Below are 16,748 nucleotides of genomic sequence, written 5' to 3'. Positions count from 1 at the left end.
GGGCAGCCCCCTTTGTATAAACGAATAATTATAAATTATTGCAATTGCAGTGCTTTGGCTGTTTTGGCCTCAACTTCATCCAAAAGTGAAGTCATGTCCATACCTGCGTGGTTGCCGAGCAGGATAATCGTGATATCATCGGACAGATTACGTGAAAAGGCTGTGGCAAACCCGCCACCACTACCGTTATGGAAGACGGTGCGGTTTGTGCCCTTCTCTTTGAGAATCCAGGCGTAGCCATAGTTTTTATCGGAGTAGGGCTCATACATCTGTTCAATCGTATCCTGGCTCAGAATTTTGTCCGTGTACAGTGCCCGATCCCACTTCAGCAAATCGTCCACGGTGGAGTAGATCGTCCCTGAACCTGATTGTGAAACATAATAAGGAGCAGGCACCCACTGTTTATTCTCCGAAACGAATCCGCTAGTCGTATGGACCTTGCGGGAAGCTTCTCCGGAGTTCTTCATGCCGAGCGGCTTCAGAATGGTCTGTTGCACATAATCGGCATAACTCATGCCGGAAACCTGCTCAATAACATAGGCCAGCAGAACATAACCACTGTTACTGTACAAATACTCACTACCCGGTTCGAATTTCAATGTTTTGTGCCGAATTTCCTCTACCGTTTCTTCCAATGAAGTGCCTTCACCCCGGCCAAAGGCGGATGGAAGACCTGAAGTCTGGGATAACAGCATATGGAGCGTGATCTGATCTCCCTTCGGTATACCGGAGATGTACTTGGAGATTGGATCATGCACATCCAGCTTCCCTTTTTCCACCAAGCTGAGAACGGAGGCTGCGGTGAAAGATTTACTCAGAGAGGCGATTCTGGTCTTCTGATCCGGACGATTCAACGTCTGTTCATCCGCTAGTCCGTAGCCTTGGCGAAGAAGGACTTCTCCATTGCGGGCAATCAGAGCCATGCCGGGAAAATCAATTTCGCGCAAATAGCTGTCTACACTGGCGACTTGACTATTTAATAGGCTTATTTTGTCCGTCTCGATATTAACACTCATCTGCGCTGAGGCTGTACGTTGTACTTTAATATCCGCCTTGAGTGCATTGGCAAGTGCGCGGACAGGTAACATCAGGGTGCCGTTAATGGTGCGGGATTGGACACCGGAGGACAGACGAACCTGATTAACTTGGATGAAGTCACTGCCAGCCTGGTGAACCAGCTTGTCTCGACCAACGGTAATCGTAGCCGTTTTGGTTTGAGCTTCCCACTTCAAGGTGCCATTTACAGAGGTAACAACATCTCGCAATGGGACATACGTTGTACCTTTGAATACAAGGGGTGCATTTTTCCACGATTGTTCTTGCCCATTCACTTCAATGTGAACTGTTTGCGTCTCTTGTGCTGCGGATGCCGTGAAACTGGCTTGTCCCATAAGAGGGCCTGCACAAAGGAGGAGTGCTAACAGAATACGGAACATAGATGAATATAATCTGGTAACAGGTTGTTGCACATGTGACTTGCGTAAGATTCGAATCCTCTCCTTCCAGTCGTTTCATGGATAACCAGCTTATGAGATATTGTAAACGATCTCGAAGAGGGGGTCAAAACGGGGAATGAGCATCATTTTCTATTATCCTAACAAAAATAATGTAATTTCGATTCATTTTAGTATCCATACATAATATTTTTACTACGTTTGTCCGATAAAAAAGGGGTGAAGATGATGATGGGGGATATTTAAATGAAGAAAAGGATTCGCAATTGGTTTACATTAACGGTTAAGAAACGTCTGATCGCTGCTTTGCTCCTGTTCCTGATTGTGCCGAGCATTAGCGTGGGATGGTTGTCTTATTTAAAAGCAGCAGACCAGGTCAGGGAAGAAATCATTCATTCTGCACAGGCCAAAACGGAAATGCTCAGTCTGCAGATTACTCAAATGCTGGATATGGAGAAGGATAACGCAGCACAGTTTGCTGCCGGTATTACTTCAACAGATATTATCAATAAATCACCAGCTGTTCAGAGACAAATGGATCGTATGTCCAAGGCTCACAAAGAATTGGGTGTAATAACAGTAGGTGCTGAAGATGGCAGCTGGATGAAATCCCCTGATCCCGGACAGCAGATCTATGATCCACGGGAACGTAGCTGGTATACGATGGGCATGTCACAGGATGAACCAATTATCTCGGACACGTTCCAGTCGGTAACCACAGGTGAATGGGTTGTCACCGCCGCTGCCAAGCTGGCCGATGGAAAAGGGGTAATTGGAGCCAATGTAAGTCTCAATCATTTGAAAGAATCCGTTGATAAGATACATATTGGTGAAAAGGGAAAACTGTATATGCTGGATAACGGCGGGAAGTTCCTGTTCCATTACAATATCGAATCCGGTGTGCAGTCCAATGAGAGCTACATCAATGAGATGTATACAAAAGACCAAGGAACTGTAAAGTACACGTATGATGGACAAGAATTGGAAGCCGTATTCTATACGAATCCCGAAACAGGCTGGAAAATTGTCGGTGAGATGGTTCCTTCTGAAGCAGCAGATGCGGTAAGACCGATCTTGATCCGTGCCTACACTCTGGTAGGGACCTCGTTGATCATTGGTATTATTCTGCTTGTGTTCATTATTCGCAGTATTCACCGTCCATTGTTGCAACTAACGCAAGCAGCATCCAAAGTAAGCGCGGGTGATCTGACAGTTCGTGTAGGTTTACAGCGCCGTGACGAGTTTGGACAACTCGGGGCAAGCTTCGATACCATGACCTCTTCGCTACGTAACGTTCTCGGCGAAGTACATGATACATCGAGCCAGCTGGCAGCATCCTCTGAGGAGCTGATGGCGAGTTCTGAACAGACATCCAGAGCAACGGAACAGGTTGCTGAATTGATGCAGGATGCAGCGTCAGGAACGAACAAACAAAACGCCAGTCTTGCCGCAACGGGTCAACTCGTCAGTGAAATGTCTATTGGGGTCAAAGAAATCTCATCTAGTGCCGAAGACACTGCTCGCATAGCTGTAGAAGCATCTACCAAGTCTGAAGCGGGTATGGTTACCGTGGAAGAGGCGGTTGCTCATATTCAGAAGGTGAATGATGAGAGTGAGGCCATGGCTGCTGTCATTCAGGATCTTCGAGCGAAAAATGAAGAGATTGTTGAGATTGTGGCCGAGATTACCAACATCGCCAAACAGACCAATATCCTTGCCTTGAACGCATCCATTGAAGCTTCAAGAGCAGGTGAACAAGGTCGGGGCTTTGCTGTCGTAGCCAATGAAGTAAAATCGCTGGCCAACAATTCGGGCAGTGCAGCCGAACGTATTAATGAACTTATGCGTGAGATGCAAGAGAAAACGAATGCGGTTCAGTCTACCTTTGCCCGTACAGGAGAAGGCATGATTAAAGGTTCGCAAATGATTACGGAAGCGGGAGAGGCTTTCAAAAATATCCGTAGTGCCGTGCAGTTGGTTGCTGCTCAAGCTGGAGAAGTGTCGGCAGCTTCCCGTCAGATTGATGGAGGCATGAATCATGTGTCCAGGGAAGTGAATGGCACCATTGAATTATCCAATCAGATTGCTTCAGGAACCGAAGATGGTTCAGCTGCTGCTCAGGAGCAGCTCGCTACGATGGAAGAGGTTGCAGCTTCTTCTGCGGCATTATCCCGTATGGCTGAAGATCTGCAAAGCATGATTGAGAAATTCAAGTTATAGTTCAATAGCATTTCTCGAAGGAGACTGTGGGGTTATAACCCTTCAGTCTTTTTCTTGTTGGTGTCTTCCTTAATCAACGGTTTATAAGGACTAGAAACAGTTCTGTTCTATAAAAGTGAATTTGTCTCTCCCTGAATGTCTCATCCTGTGGTATATTTCTAAATTAAAAGTAATCCGTAAGATGTGGATTGAATGGAGAGGGGATGAACCGGATTTGGATAAATCCATACCACTGACATCCGGGCCCGCAAAAACCGAAGAGGTGCTGGATGATGCTACATTTATGCAAGGGGTTAAGGACTGTATCCCAACACTGCTAGGATATTTAAGTATTGGCTTTGCAGCGGGTGTCATTGAAATGACGGCTGGTCTCAGTCTGGCGGAAACGGCTCTGCTCAGTCTGATTCTATATGCTGGATCGGCCCAGTTTATTGCCGCAGGCATGCTTGCCTCGAATGGTTCAGCGACTGCTATCATTTTCACCATATTTTTTGTGAATCTTCGCCATCTGCTCCTGAGTGCAGCCGTATCACCGTACTTTCGTCATCTGACGCCGCTTAAAAATATGTGGATCGGCTCGCTGCTTACCGATGAGTCCTTTGGCGTGGCGATGACGCGAGCAATTGGCCGAAAAACGCTGAGTGAGCGCTGGATGCACGGTCTGAACATTACAGCATATCTGAATTGGTTTGTGGCGAATATGGCGGGAGCTTACTTTGGCCGCTGGATAACCAATCCCGAGCGGCTTGGGCTTGATTTTGCTCTGCCTGCAATGTTTATTGGTCTGGTTGTGCTTCAACTGATGCAGCGCAAAAATAAAAAATTGCACATCAATGTGGCGATCATCGCCGTTGTCTGTGTAATCTTCGCCAGCATGGCTTCGCTTGGCAGCATGAGTGTAATTGTGGCTGCGGTCATTGCGGCAACGATGGGAGTAGTGATGGAACGATGGAAGTAAGATGGGATGTATTCTGGATTATTATGGGCTCGGCTTTGTTGACGTTCATCCCGCGCGTATTGCCGCTCATGCTGTTCAGTAAAATACAGATTCCGATGTGGCTGTTACGCTGGCTTGAATATGTACCCGTGGCGGTCATGGCGGCACTGATCGGTCAGGAGCTGTTTATGGAGGACAACCAGTTGGTGCCGATTACGCATAATGCGGCCCTGTGGGCAGCGCTGCCTACCATTGCAGTAGCAATCTGGACCCGGAGTCTGCTTGGAACCGTACTTGTCGGTATTGTTGCGATGATGATTTTGCGGTACTTGATGGGATAATAAAAGGCTCCTTTATTGGATCAGGTAAATCCTTCGCTCTGAAAACGCTATTTTCTATTGCGTCCGAAAGGGATAAAATGGAGACTGAAGGGTTGAGGTTTTCATTTTACATACAGGAAGGAACGGTTTTGATTATGAGTACACATTCATCCGTTATACTTTTTCAGGGAGATTCCATTACAGATGGGGGAAGATCGCGCAATGATGATCCGAATCATTTTCTCGGGCATGGCTATGGGTATCTAATTTCGAGCAAACTGGGTGTGGAACTAGCAGCCAAACAGCCAACGTTCTATAACAGAGGAATTAGCGGGGACCGCGCTTCCGATCTGTATGCACGCTGGAACGAGGATACCTTTAGTCTGAAGCCGGATCTGATCAGTATTCTAATCGGTGTCAATGATGCCTGGCGTACCATGAATGGCGAACCCAGTGGAGTGACGGATCGCCTTGGACGTGCATATCGTCATTTGCTGGAGGAAACACGCGAAGTGATGCCGAATACTGGGCTGGTTTTAATGGAGCCGTTCATTCTTAAAACGGGAGCTACAGTGGAGCGTTGGGACACTTGGCAGGAGCGTATCGGGCAGTATCAAAATCTTGTCCGTGAGCTCGCGAGTGAGTTCGGGGCGGTCTGGGTACCTTTGCAGCAAACGTTCAACGATGCTCTCGAACAGGCTGACGCTGCTTACTGGTTATGGGATGGTGTGCATCCAACCGCAGCGGGTCATGAGCTGATCGCACGTCAGTGGTTGTCTGTTGTGCAGAATTCTCCGCTCGCGATTGGTTAATAGAAAATGGGATATATCAAGTCTGCGCTAAAAAGCTGAATGTAACGAGGAACCCAGGTGGGTTCTTCGTTTTTTTTTATTTGGGACAGGGATTATGTGGTTAATTTGGTTGGATATGATGGATAACTCTTCAAATGTCCAGCATTATCCGGTAAAATGAAATCGGTTACATATTATGAAGGTTTCGTATTCCATATAGATTAGGGTGAATTCAATGGAAAACACCAATCAAAGTAATGTCAGCTCCATCTCCATGCCGGATTCTACGGTCATTCAGCAGGCAGTACATCGGATCATACAAAACAGAAAGAGGAGCCAGCAGGTTCTGCTTGCTTCAGCAGCACCCTCAATCTGCTCTATCGACGCCATTGGAAAGGCATTAGTGCAACCGGAGCTAGCTTCTTTTTACACAGATCTAAGCAACTACGGAGAGCGTGCCCTGAACGAAAGCCTGCCTTCGCTATCATTTGGTCTTTATCGGAAATTTGGGGATACAGGGGAACGAAAGTTGTATGAGGATGCTTACTTTGAGCGCAGGGGACGTCTTGCGGCAATAGCGCTGCTCGCTGTGGATTCGAATGCGCCGGGATGGATAGAGACATTGGAAGATATGTTGTGGGATGTATGTGGTGAGTATACATGGTGTTTGCCTGCACATCTGGGTACGGGGGAAGTGGAACAGGTCAACGGTAATATTGATCTCTTTGCCGCGGAGACGGTACATATGCTGGCCGAAATCGTGACGATTCACGCGGATCGACTGGATACACGCATCATCCATCGGATTAGGGCTGAGGCCGAGCGGCGCATTTTCACACCGCTTTACCGGGAACAACGTGCGTATCACTGGCAGGATGCAGATCATAACTGGTCTGCTGTGTGCAGCGGATGCTGTGGCATGGCTGGATTATTACTGCTGGAGGAAGAATCGATTCTGACGGAATCGGTTGGTCAGACGATTCGTTCCATGCAGGCATTTCTGAGTGGATATGGCATGGATGGCGGCTGTGCAGAAGGCATTGGTTACTGGGTGTATGGATTCGGCTATTTCGTTTATTATGCTGACATGCTGCGCGAATACAGTGAAGGTGAGCTGGATCTGCTGAATGGTTCGAAAATAGCGGCGATCGCAGCCTTCCCAATGCGGGTTCATCTGTCGGGAGGAACCTTTGTGAATTATTCGGATAGTGCGGAGCAGCAAGAGATTCCTTCGGGCTTGCTTTCACTTCTGGCATCTCGTTTCTGTATACAGATGGATCTGCCGTTTCATATTCCTTTGTTTACCGATGATCCCTGTCATCGTTGGGCTCACCTGCTGCGCAACGTGATGTGGAGTAGTCCGGCAATGTACCTTCAAGAAGCGGGGGCTGTTCCGGCGGAACGAGGGATCATTTTGGATGACTTGGGCTGGATGATTGCGAAGGGAGTACTTGATTCTCCAAGCGCAGATCTTACCAGAGATGAACCTCTCGCTATTGCCTTTTCCGTCAAGGCCGGGCATAACGATGAACCCCATAACCATAATGATCTTGGGCAATTTATGATCCATTGTGGTGGCGAAAACATTCTTTGTGATCCGGGGGCGGGGCTGTATACACAAGCCTATTTTGCTCCGGGTAGAGAGCAGCTGTTCCACATCTCCTCGTCCGGGCATAGCGTACCCCGGATTGAGGGGAAGGAGCAGAGCTCAGGGCGCGAGGCGCAAGCACAAGTTCTTGCGGCCAAGGTTTCAGACAATGACCGTACACTGGATGCCTGTTTGGAACTGACAGCTGCTTATCCTGAAGCGGCTTCGCTCGCTCGCTATACACGCCAGTTGCATTGGAGCGGTCCTGCTAATGATGTCGGGAGCATGGCAGAACTTCGTCTGAAGGATCGATTTCAATGGAAAAACAGAGAGGTGTCTTCATCAAGCACGTTACATTCGGTGGGAGAACTGCAACGGCCGAGTGTGACGGAGCAGTTTATAAGCAGAAGGGTACCTGAAAAGGTAAATGAGGGGCAGATTCAATGGCATGGCGAACAAGCAACGGTATGTATGACGTATGATGCAAACCAATGGCATGCTGATATAGAGATCATTAATACGGTTGATCATGACAATATGCCAGTTACATTCTATCGGACATCACTTGATTGGCGAGAACAGTCGAATAACTCCAGTGCAGGAAATGATGAAGTTAATTCGCTGGAAACGGTGTGTGAGCTGAAGTTCACAATTGAACCAAAGTGAAAGATGGAGGTGAGCATACGTGAGTAAGTATAGTAAGTATACGGCTGAATCAACGTATCCATGGAGAGATGCACTAGAAAATTATCGTACACTGGCGGAACAGGCGGGGCCAGCTCCGTCAGATGGTTGGAATCAGGCTCGCAAATTGGCCCTTGTGGAGAGTGTTGTTCGGACTTATACACCTTACCAGGACAGTACCGGAGCCATTATTGATCCGTTCTCGGAGGCGGAGCGATATTATTCCACACCAGCTTATGCAATGGCTGCATCGGTTCTTGTTCAAGCGGGACATATGGACCTGCTTGCTTCGGCCGCATCGGCCCTGTCACACAGCATCGATGTTGTTGTGAAGGGATGTGCACCGGATCATCACCCGGACTTTTTCCCCGTGTTGATGATGAGAGCATACATACTGTTGAAGCCGCATATGCCTGAGCAAGCAAAGGTCTGGACAGAGGCTCTTAAGAAGATACAGCCTGAACAAGATTATGTTTTTACAATGAGCAAAATGAACAATCCCAATCGCATGATTAACTGGAACGCCATCATGATCTCGGGAGAATATCTGCGTTTGAGGGAACATCTCGCCAGTGAGGGTAAGGATTGGATGGATCGGTATCTGAATCTGTATCATCTGCCACGATTTACGCCGCTTGGACTATATCAGGACGGGCCGCTGGACCGTCCAAATTGTCCATTTTCCTATGATATTGCAACGCGCTATCATCTGGATGTCATGCTTGAAGCGGGATATGACGGGGCGTGTGCTGCTGAGTTAAAGGAACATTTACGTCATGGTGCATTCAGTACGCTGCTTACACTGTCACCGCTGGGGGAGATTCCTCCGCGTGGACGCAGCTCCCAACATCAATGGAATGAAGCGGCAGCAGCCTACGTATGTTCTGCCCATGCAACACAGGCCTTACGGGCTGGAGATCGGGTGATGGCTGGGGCGTTCGCTCGTGCTGCCAATTGGTGTTTCGAAGCTGTGGAGCGCTGGAAGATGGATGATGGGCGTCTGAAAATTGTTCGGAACGAGTATCCACCTGAGGCACGTCATGGCTACGAAATTTATACGAATCATACGGGTTATAATCTGTGGACGGCAGCAGCGCTGGCCCATGCCTGCCTTAGCGATCCTGGCGAAGATGTCACGGGCATGTACCTTCCTTCCGAGATAGGCAATCGGGTGTTGCAGGCCGATGGATGGTTTGAAACGATCATTGCCTCTGTACCGGGTCAACAAATGATCCTTCATACGGCCATGAATGATCCATACACGGTTCCCGGTCTTGTGCGGATACAACAGGCGGGATTGCCGGGGCTGATCGGTCCTTCCGCTGCTGGACATGTACAATCTGGATTCACGGAGTTTGCGGAAGGGGAAGTTGGTCCGCTGAGCTACTGTCCTGTCTGGAAGACACCCGAAGGGAACTGGCACAGTCTAGCCGGGGGCATTCCGTCAGGTGCTGATTATGACCGCGATGCCGGGATTAATCCTGCCGATGGCGGGGGTTCGATTTTGCTTGAAACGGTAGATCAAGAGGTAGAAGATGATTCAGGCTCCCTAGGGGGAGATGACGGGAATCATCAGGATCAGGCCAATGCCTTTACAGTGACATGGTTCGGCCCACTGACCGGGATCGATTCACTGCGTACCCGTTATGTACAACAGGTGGATTTGCTGACCGTGACATATGAATTCGAAGGTGAGCTTGAGGCTGTCGGAGCACTCATTCCATTGATGTTCAGTGATGGCCGCGAGCAGGCTGTCATCACGCATTCCAATCAGGCTGTGCGCAGTGAGTACCGGGGAGCTTATGTGGAATCCAACGTGTTGGACGAAGGAGCCACCATTCATCTCAAGGAACAGCCCGTGGCATCCCGCAACGGATTGCTGAAGGAAGCGCGGATGGAAGTGAGCGATGGGCGAAGTATAACGTTTACGATCAGATTGGGTGAAGTGACATGAGCCTGTTCCGATATCTATACCAGGTCAGATGAGTGGGCATGGGTTCTTAATTGGAGATATATCGCAATGATGACTAGGTAGAGCGACGGAAGATGTGTTGTGTTAGAGCTGGATATAATCCAAAAGAGGTAGGGTATCGATTAGAGGAGGGATAGGTTTATGAGTACATCAACATCTGTGAAATGGCTGGAGGAAGCATGGCGGCAAGGAGCAGCCAAAACGATTCGCAACGCGCAGCGCATCAAGGATACATTTCCGCACACCGCCCCGCAGGGCGTATATGACCGGAATGATCCCGAATGGTGGACCGCCGGCTTCTGGCCTGGGCTGTTATGGCTTGTCTATGGCGAGTCGCCAGAAAACGAGGCTGTCGCTCCGTTATCCCGCATTGCCGAAAGTTGTGAGCGGCAATTGGAAGGTTGTCTGCGTGATCCCGAATCGGTGGATCACGATCTCGGGTTCATCTGGCTGCTTAGTGGCGTAGCCAACTACCGCCAGACTGGCAGCGCGGATGGTCGGCGGCGAGGTCTGCTCGCCGCCAATCTGCTCGCTGCCCGCTTTAACGTGCGCGGTGAATTCATCCGCGCCTGGAACTTCAGCTCGTCAACCATGGATACACGCGGCGTCGCCATCATTGACTGCATGATGAACCTGCCGCTGCTCTATTGGGCATCCGAGCAGAGCGGCGATCCGCGCTTCCGCTGCCTGGCGGAAGCGCATGCGGACACCGTGGCGCGCGAATTCGTCCGCGCTGACGGGTCCATCTGCCACGTGGTGGAATTCGATCCACTCACGGGGCAGATGCTCCAGGAGCATGGCGGGCAGGGCCATGCGCCAGGTTCAGCCTGGGCGCGGGGTACCGCCTGGGCATTGCACGGGTTTGCGCTGTCTTTCCGGTATACGGGCGAAGCCCGCTATCTGGAGACAGCGGAGCGGGCGGCCGATTTCTTCCTCGCCATGCTTGGCGAAGAGATCGTGCCGGTGTGGGATTTCCGCGCACCTGCCGAGCATCAGGTGGCGTGGGACTCGTCCGCTTCGGCGATTGCCGCAAGCGGTCTGTTGGAGCTGGCGAAGCTGTCGCCGCGCGGTGAGGAATATGCAGCCGCGGCAGAGCGTATCCTTCGCGGGCTGCATGAGAACTACAGCTCCGGTGAGACAGCAGCGGAGGAAGGTCTGATCATGCAAGGTACTGTGCATTATCCAGAGGGTCGCGGCTTGAATGTGCCGATTATATACGGCGACTATTTCTATATGGAGGCGTTGGCGAAGCTGCGTGGCCGTCCGGGTTTATTTTAGAGAAACGAGATTTAGGGACGTCACACGTCGAGCGGCGAAAATGAGTGAGGGGCATGAGTATGCGTCCCACTATACAGCCGTTCGAGTGTGCCTGCCTCCCAGAGGAAAAGGTATTCCTGTCTAGGAGGCGGAGCACACCTAGGAAGAAGCTGAAATGGAAGAGAGCGCATGGGCCGCCGGGCTAATTCTGTTTTCTATAGAAATGACCTGGTAAAGGTTGAATGGCTCCAGTTCACATGTTAGCTCACACAGGTTTATTTTTGATTTTCGAGGCCGGGTGTGCGTCTTAAGATGACAAAGTCGGCCGAGGACTGATCGGGATATCGCTGAGGAATAATTTCATGTACTTTGAATTCGGGATAGTCAAACAGATGGTCAAAAATATTTCGGTCCTGAATGGTGCTAACCCCTGGATTACTATTTTCTTTCAATCGAGTGTACAACACAACCCACTCTGACGTAGAGTGCAGAATGTCGTAAAGTGTATTGCGAAAATCCGTTTCATCCGTAATATGATAGAGCACATCCAGACAGACGGTGAGATCAACTTGCAGGAAACCGCGGTTAATCCACAGACCTGGTGTATATAACATGAAACTCTTGGAGGTATCGTTAGCAAACTTGGAGGCGCACAGACGCACCGATGAGGCGGCTACATCGACACCTAGATACGTATTGTATTTCATATATTGCAGTTGATTGCCATCCCCGCATCCAAATTCAATGACGCTGGAAATATCCTCACGCTGAATCAGCCCATTTACCACCTCTGCCTTGAATTCAGCGAGTACCCCGTATGAACCCCTTCCGGATGTCTGCCCTGAGCTATACGTTTGTTCCCAATGTCCTTTGTAGTCAAAAGGTTGACTCATGTTTCTCCCCCGATCATATAAATGAATTCCCACGAATTCCCCTGAAAATTCCCTGAAAGTCTAAACATCTGGAAAGAACTTGCCGACATTAAACTAAGGAACAAAATGATAAGAATCGGGGGGAAATGATGTTAAAGCCAAGATTGACCAAGTACATGGTGATGATGCTGGTATTGGTGCTGAGTATTTCCAACGTAGGCTTGGCCGCTGCGGCAGATAAAGAACTGTCCAAAATTGTAGTTTCCAAAAATGAGCTGTCGCTCGAAGTGGGTGATTCCAGTTCGGTTACGGTGACAGGAGTATATACCGATAATACATCGGCTAACGTAACAATCAGTTCTTCCTGGAGTAGCAGTGATACTTCGATAGCGACTGTATATAATGGTGCCATTACTGCCAAAAAGGAAGGTACGGCAACCATTACAACTTCGTATCTGACTCAGAGTCAAACGGTTCAGGTGAATGTAACCAAAAAGGTCAAAGCCCTTTCCAAAAACGTGCAGTCGCTGGACTTGCGTACAGGAGATAGCAAAGACATTATTTTGACGGCAACCTACAGTGATAATACGACGAATGCAGAAGCATCCAAAGTTGCTGAGTGGTCATCCGATGACGAGAAAGTGGCAACGGTTGTGAATGGTAAAGTTACTGGACAAAGTGCCGGTACAGCTGTCATCACAGGTAAAGTTGGCAGTCAAAGTGTGACTGTGGATGTTAACGTTGAGGTTGTTAAACGTGTGGATGTGGACAAGAAGCAGGTCAATCTGCTGTTGAACAAAAGCGAGAGTGTGAAATTGACAGCTACCTATCCAGATGGCACAACCAAAGATGTAACGGATCTGGCAGAGTGGACGTCAAGTAATGAAAAAGTAGCAGACGTGTTAAAAGGTGAAATCACAGGATACTCGGCAGGTTCTGCTAAAATCACAGCCAAATACGGAACAAAATCCGTATCGGTAGATGTGGATGTGGATCTGACAAGCAAACTGAGTGTGGAGAAACAAAGCATTTTCTTCCGTCTCAGCGAGTCCAATAAAACAGCCAATGTCGTATTGACTGCCTCTTACCCGAATAGCGCTGATGTGAATGTAACGGATCAAGCGACATGGACATCCAGCAACGAGAAGGTAGCGACGGTATTCAAGGGACAAGTTACAGCCATTGGCGCTGGTTCTACGACAATCAAGGCAACGTATAGCGGCAAAACCGTGGAAATCGCTGTCGATGTGGATACGGCAAGATACCTGGATATTTCTGGTATTGATGATAAACTGTCAATGAGTGTTACAGGTGATAACAAAACCAAAAAACTGGTAACTAATGCTGAATATATTGACGGAAGCAAAGAAGACGTAACCTCCAAAGCAACATGGACGTCCAGCAATGCGGATGTTGTCTATGTATCTGGCGGTGAACTGATTGCCTATAAATCGGGAACAGCTACCATCACTGCAGCTTACGGCGGCAAAACCGTTAAATTTACGGTAAATGTGGACGTTGCGGATAAGTATGAAATGGACAAGAAAAAAGCTTCTGTATCCGTTGGTGGTACAATTTCTGCCAAAGTACTCGCTATATACGGTGATACGTCCAAAGATGTATCCGAAGATGCAGTGTGGAGCAGCAGCAGCGATAAAATCGCTGAAGTGGATAGCAAGGGTGTTGTAACGGGTATTGCAACAGGTAAGGCAACCATTACAGCGAAAATTGAAGGCAAAACGCTGACTCTGCCTGTTGAAGTAGGCATGGCTAGTGGCCTGGAAGCAGATGTGAACTTTGTGGCGTTGTCTGCCAAGGAAACACAGCAAATTACACTGACTGGAACAGATGAGGATGGCAAAACGCAGGATGTGACATCGGAAGCAACTTGGAAATCAAGTAATTCACGCGTAGCAGATGTGAAAAAAGGCGTAATTACAGCCAACAGTAGCGGTAAAGCTAATATTACGGCTGAATATGGTTCACAGAAAGTGACCATTCAGGTTGAAGTAGACGTGATTTCACGTATTGAAGCTTCGGAGCCCGTTCTTTCTCTGAAATCGGGAGATACTGGTGAACTGACCGTCATTGCGTACTTGAGTGATGGAACAGAGCGTGATGTTACTGACAAAGCTGAGTGGAAAACCAATAGCTACAAGGTAGCTCAGGTAACCAAAGGGAAAGTTAAAGCTATTGCTTCAGGTAAAGCGAAAATTACAGCCAAATACGGCAGCAAGTCTGTAACGGTTGCCGTGGAAGTGGATACACTGAAATATTTGCAGACTGATAAGGTAACTCTGACCATGAAGGCTGGGGACAAGGTAACCGTGGTCGCCACGGCAACCTATGCGGATGGCAGCGAAGCGAATGTATCCAAACCAGCGCTTTGGAAATCCTCCCGTATTGCGACAGCATCGGTGAAGGATGGCATCATCCAGGCTAACGGTAAAGGTAAAGCAACGATTACCGTGTCTTATGCGGGTGTGAAAACCAAAGTAACTGTAGTTGTTGAAGCGAAATAATATCTTCAATTACGAAGGTGAAACGAGGAATTTTATGTGCGGTGATGACAGCTTAAATGCTGGCATCACCGTTTTTTTTATAGTAGATGACATTAAAAAACGACGGTCTTAGCATAAGAAAAAGGAACGCTCCAGAACTTGTACATACATTCGCAATGAATGTACATCAACGTTGTTCCCAGGACGTTCCTCTAATGTGATGATGAATGAATTACATCGTATGAGACAGAACCAGCGCACCGTATGCAAAAGCAATGACAATGAGGATGGCTGGATGCAGCTTGGTCTTGGTCATGACCCAGAGCGAGATACCTGCGATGATTAGTGTCTGCCAAATACCGATGGAATTGGTGGATACCTGACCGAACTCCCAGGTGAGCAGGATCATGAGTACAGCGATAACCGGCTGTACGAGCAAGGTCATGCCTTTCACCTTTGGTGAAGTACGATGCTTGTTCAGCAAGCGGAGTAGCAAAATTAGCGCGACAGCCGAAGGCACAATTGTGGCGAAACTGGCGATGAATGCACCAAACCAGCCAGCCACCTGATAGCCGACAAATGCGGCAATTTTGGTCGCGATCGGACCGGGAAGTGCATTGCCGATGGCGAGTACATCACCGAATTGTTCGGTGGTCATCCACTTATAGTGATTGACCACTTCTTCCTGCATTAACGGAATGGAGGCAGGGCCGCCCCCGTATCCCAATATATTGGCTACAAAAAATCCCCAAAACAATTCCCACCATGTCTGAAGCATCGCTTAGGACACCCCCTTGTCGGAATTGCCCTTGGATTTGAAACGCTGGACCACATCCAGATGGAAGACGCCATATCCGAGGAAGACGGCAATCACAATACCGGGGTGAATATCCAGCAGCTGCAACAGTACAAATGCAAGCACACCGAATAGGATGGCAAAGGTTGTACCGAGTCCCTTCCATGCTTTCTTGGCGAATTCGTAAGCCATCATGCCGAGCATGACAAAAATGACCGGGCGAACTGCGGCCACCATACCTGCTACGATTTTCGATTCGCGCAGCGCATACATGGAACCAAGAAGCGCAATGATGGCGATGCTCGTCGGCAAAATGTGGGCCAGGACGGACACAATCGCGCCCAGAACGCCCTTGTTTTTATACCCGAGATACGCGGCCATCTTGGTGGCAATGGGACCAGGCAGGGCGTTGGCAATGGCCAAAATTTCGCCAAACTCATCATCGCTGACCCATTTATAGCGGGTAACGGCTTCATAACGGATCAATGGAATAACCGAAGGGCCGCCGCCATATCCCAAAATTCCGGTTCGTACCATCCCAATGACGAGACCGTTGTAATCTTTCCAACTCATGCTGATTTCCTCCTAGAGTCTCATGCCCATTCGGCTTTTATATCGTTTTAACAACAGCTGTGATTCTACCTTGACGATGCCCGGCATCTTGTACAGCTTCTCCAGCAGGAACTGCTCCATCTCTTCCATATCTGCAAAAATGCCATGCATGTGCAGGGTACTCGGGCCTGTCATATGATAGAGGCTGGTTACTGCGGGTTCTTCGTCCAGTTTCGCGGCTACTTCATCCAGAAATAGCGGTTCTACATCGACGTTGAAAAAGGCAGAGACCTGGAGTCCCACTTTGCCCGGATTGATAACCACGGTGAAGCGTTCAATGATTCCCTTTTCGGATAAAGCATTAATGCGGGCCTGAACGGCCACACGGGACAAACCGATCTGTGCACCCAGATCGGTGTAGGATATCCGGCTATTTTGGTGAAGGGCGGCAATGATTTTACGATCAATTGCATCCAAATTGTGCATTTGCGGGATTTCTCCCCCTTTGGAGGAGCGTTTCTCTGACATGATTGACCATCCTTTTTTTAACTATATAGAATAAAAAATTATGAAAGGATCTACGTACAATTTGTATGCAGCATTCATATTTTAATGACGAATCGTAATTGGAGTCAATATATTTATTATAAATGTTGAATTTATCCGATTCAGAGCTTTCATTTTGTCATTTTTACCAATCAGAGATGATGAATGGGAGCAGCATGCAGGCATGAATCGAAAAAGAGACTGTTCACGGAGCTCATCCGTAAACAGTCTTCTATATAAAGTACAGGTTGGGTTGAG

The 16,748-nt window shown here is 48.6% G+C and carries 13 protein-coding genes; 8 read left to right on the top strand and 5 right to left on the bottom strand.

Features of this window, described 5'->3' with window-relative positions; translation table 11 throughout:
• Nucleotides 1-35: 35 nt before the first annotated feature.
• Entirely contained in the window at nt 36-1,391 is a 1,356-nt protein-coding gene (locus ACFVQB_RS31990; RefSeq protein WP_379448967.1) for a serine hydrolase domain-containing protein, read from the bottom strand.
• Between the two features lie 309 nt (nt 1,392-1,700).
• On the opposite strand from ACFVQB_RS31990, the gene ACFVQB_RS31985 reads away from it, so the two are divergent.
• The 7 genes from ACFVQB_RS31985 to ACFVQB_RS31955 all read left to right on the top strand — a co-directional run bounded on the left by ACFVQB_RS31985 (nt 1,701) and on the right by ACFVQB_RS31955 (nt 11,244).
• Nucleotides 1,701-3,674: a methyl-accepting chemotaxis protein gene (locus ACFVQB_RS31985; RefSeq protein WP_379448965.1), complete on the top strand. Its 1,974-nt coding sequence runs from the start codon at nt 1,701-1,703 to the stop codon at nt 3,672-3,674.
• Between the two features lie 283 nt (nt 3,675-3,957).
• Nucleotides 3,958-4,632, top strand: coding sequence for an AzlC family ABC transporter permease (locus tag ACFVQB_RS31980; protein WP_053780112.1), 675 nt, complete (start codon nt 3,958-3,960; stop codon nt 4,630-4,632).
• A complete protein-coding gene (locus ACFVQB_RS31975) occupies nt 4,623-4,952 on the top strand; it encodes an AzlD domain-containing protein (RefSeq protein WP_379448963.1) in 330 nt (109 codons plus the stop codon). The genes ACFVQB_RS31980 and ACFVQB_RS31975 overlap by 10 nt, the downstream gene beginning before the upstream one ends.
• A 134-nt stretch (nt 4,953-5,086) precedes the next feature.
• Nucleotides 5,087-5,743: an SGNH/GDSL hydrolase family protein gene (locus ACFVQB_RS31970; RefSeq protein WP_379448961.1), complete on the top strand. Its 657-nt coding sequence runs from the start codon at nt 5,087-5,089 to the stop codon at nt 5,741-5,743.
• Between the two features lie 214 nt (nt 5,744-5,957).
• Nucleotides 5,958-7,976 carry a heparinase II/III domain-containing protein gene (locus ACFVQB_RS31965; RefSeq protein WP_379448959.1) on the top strand — a complete coding sequence of 673 codons (2,019 nt, stop codon included), beginning with the start codon at nt 5,958-5,960 and terminating at the stop codon, nt 7,974-7,976.
• A gap of 19 nt (nt 7,977-7,995) precedes the next feature.
• On the top strand, nt 7,996-9,948 hold the full coding sequence (locus ACFVQB_RS31960; protein WP_379448957.1) for a glycosyl hydrolase: 1,953 nt from the start codon (nt 7,996-7,998) through the stop codon (nt 9,946-9,948).
• A gap of 159 nt (nt 9,949-10,107) precedes the next feature.
• Nucleotides 10,108-11,244 carry a glycoside hydrolase family 88 protein gene (locus tag ACFVQB_RS31955; RefSeq protein WP_379448956.1) on the top strand — a complete coding sequence of 379 codons (1,137 nt, stop codon included), beginning with the start codon at nt 10,108-10,110 and terminating at the stop codon, nt 11,242-11,244.
• Between the two features lie 254 nt (nt 11,245-11,498).
• Here ACFVQB_RS31955 and ACFVQB_RS31950 read toward each other — a convergent pair whose 3' ends face one another.
• Entirely contained in the window at nt 11,499-12,116 is a 618-nt protein-coding gene (locus ACFVQB_RS31950) for a class I SAM-dependent methyltransferase (protein WP_379448954.1), read from the bottom strand.
• Nucleotides 12,117-12,241: 125 nt separating this feature from the next.
• Here ACFVQB_RS31950 and ACFVQB_RS31945 point away from each other — a divergent pair, with 125 nt between their 5' ends.
• Nucleotides 12,242-14,617: an Ig-like domain-containing protein gene (locus ACFVQB_RS31945; RefSeq protein WP_379448952.1), complete on the top strand. Its 2,376-nt coding sequence runs from the start codon at nt 12,242-12,244 to the stop codon at nt 14,615-14,617.
• Between the two features lie 211 nt (nt 14,618-14,828).
• On the opposite strand, the gene chrA is transcribed toward ACFVQB_RS31945, so the two are convergent.
• From chrA to chrS, 3 genes are read right to left on the bottom strand one after another with little or no spacing between them, the layout of a single operon-like run.
• On the bottom strand, nt 14,829-15,374 hold the full coding sequence (gene chrA, locus ACFVQB_RS31940) for a chromate efflux transporter ChrA (protein ID WP_379448950.1): 546 nt from the start codon (nt 15,372-15,374) through the stop codon (nt 14,829-14,831).
• Nucleotides 15,375-15,377: 3 nt separating this feature from the next.
• Nucleotides 15,378-15,965, bottom strand: a complete 588-nt coding sequence (chrB, locus tag ACFVQB_RS31935; protein WP_379448948.1) for a chromate efflux transporter ChrB — start codon at nt 15,963-15,965, stop codon at nt 15,378-15,380.
• Between the two features lie 12 nt (nt 15,966-15,977).
• Nucleotides 15,978-16,472, bottom strand: a complete 495-nt coding sequence (gene chrS, locus ACFVQB_RS31930; RefSeq protein WP_063566298.1) for a chromate efflux transcriptional regulator ChrS — start codon at nt 16,470-16,472, stop codon at nt 15,978-15,980.
• Between the last annotated feature and the right edge of the window lie 276 nt (nt 16,473-16,748).

Origin of the sequence: Paenibacillus sp. NPDC057886 (genome assembly GCF_042796655.1) — a bacterium.
Taxonomy (GTDB): domain Bacteria; phylum Bacillota; class Bacilli; order Paenibacillales; family Paenibacillaceae; genus Paenibacillus.
Note: the sequence above shows the minus strand (reverse complement) of the source record. Positions and strands in the feature narration are given on the sequence as shown.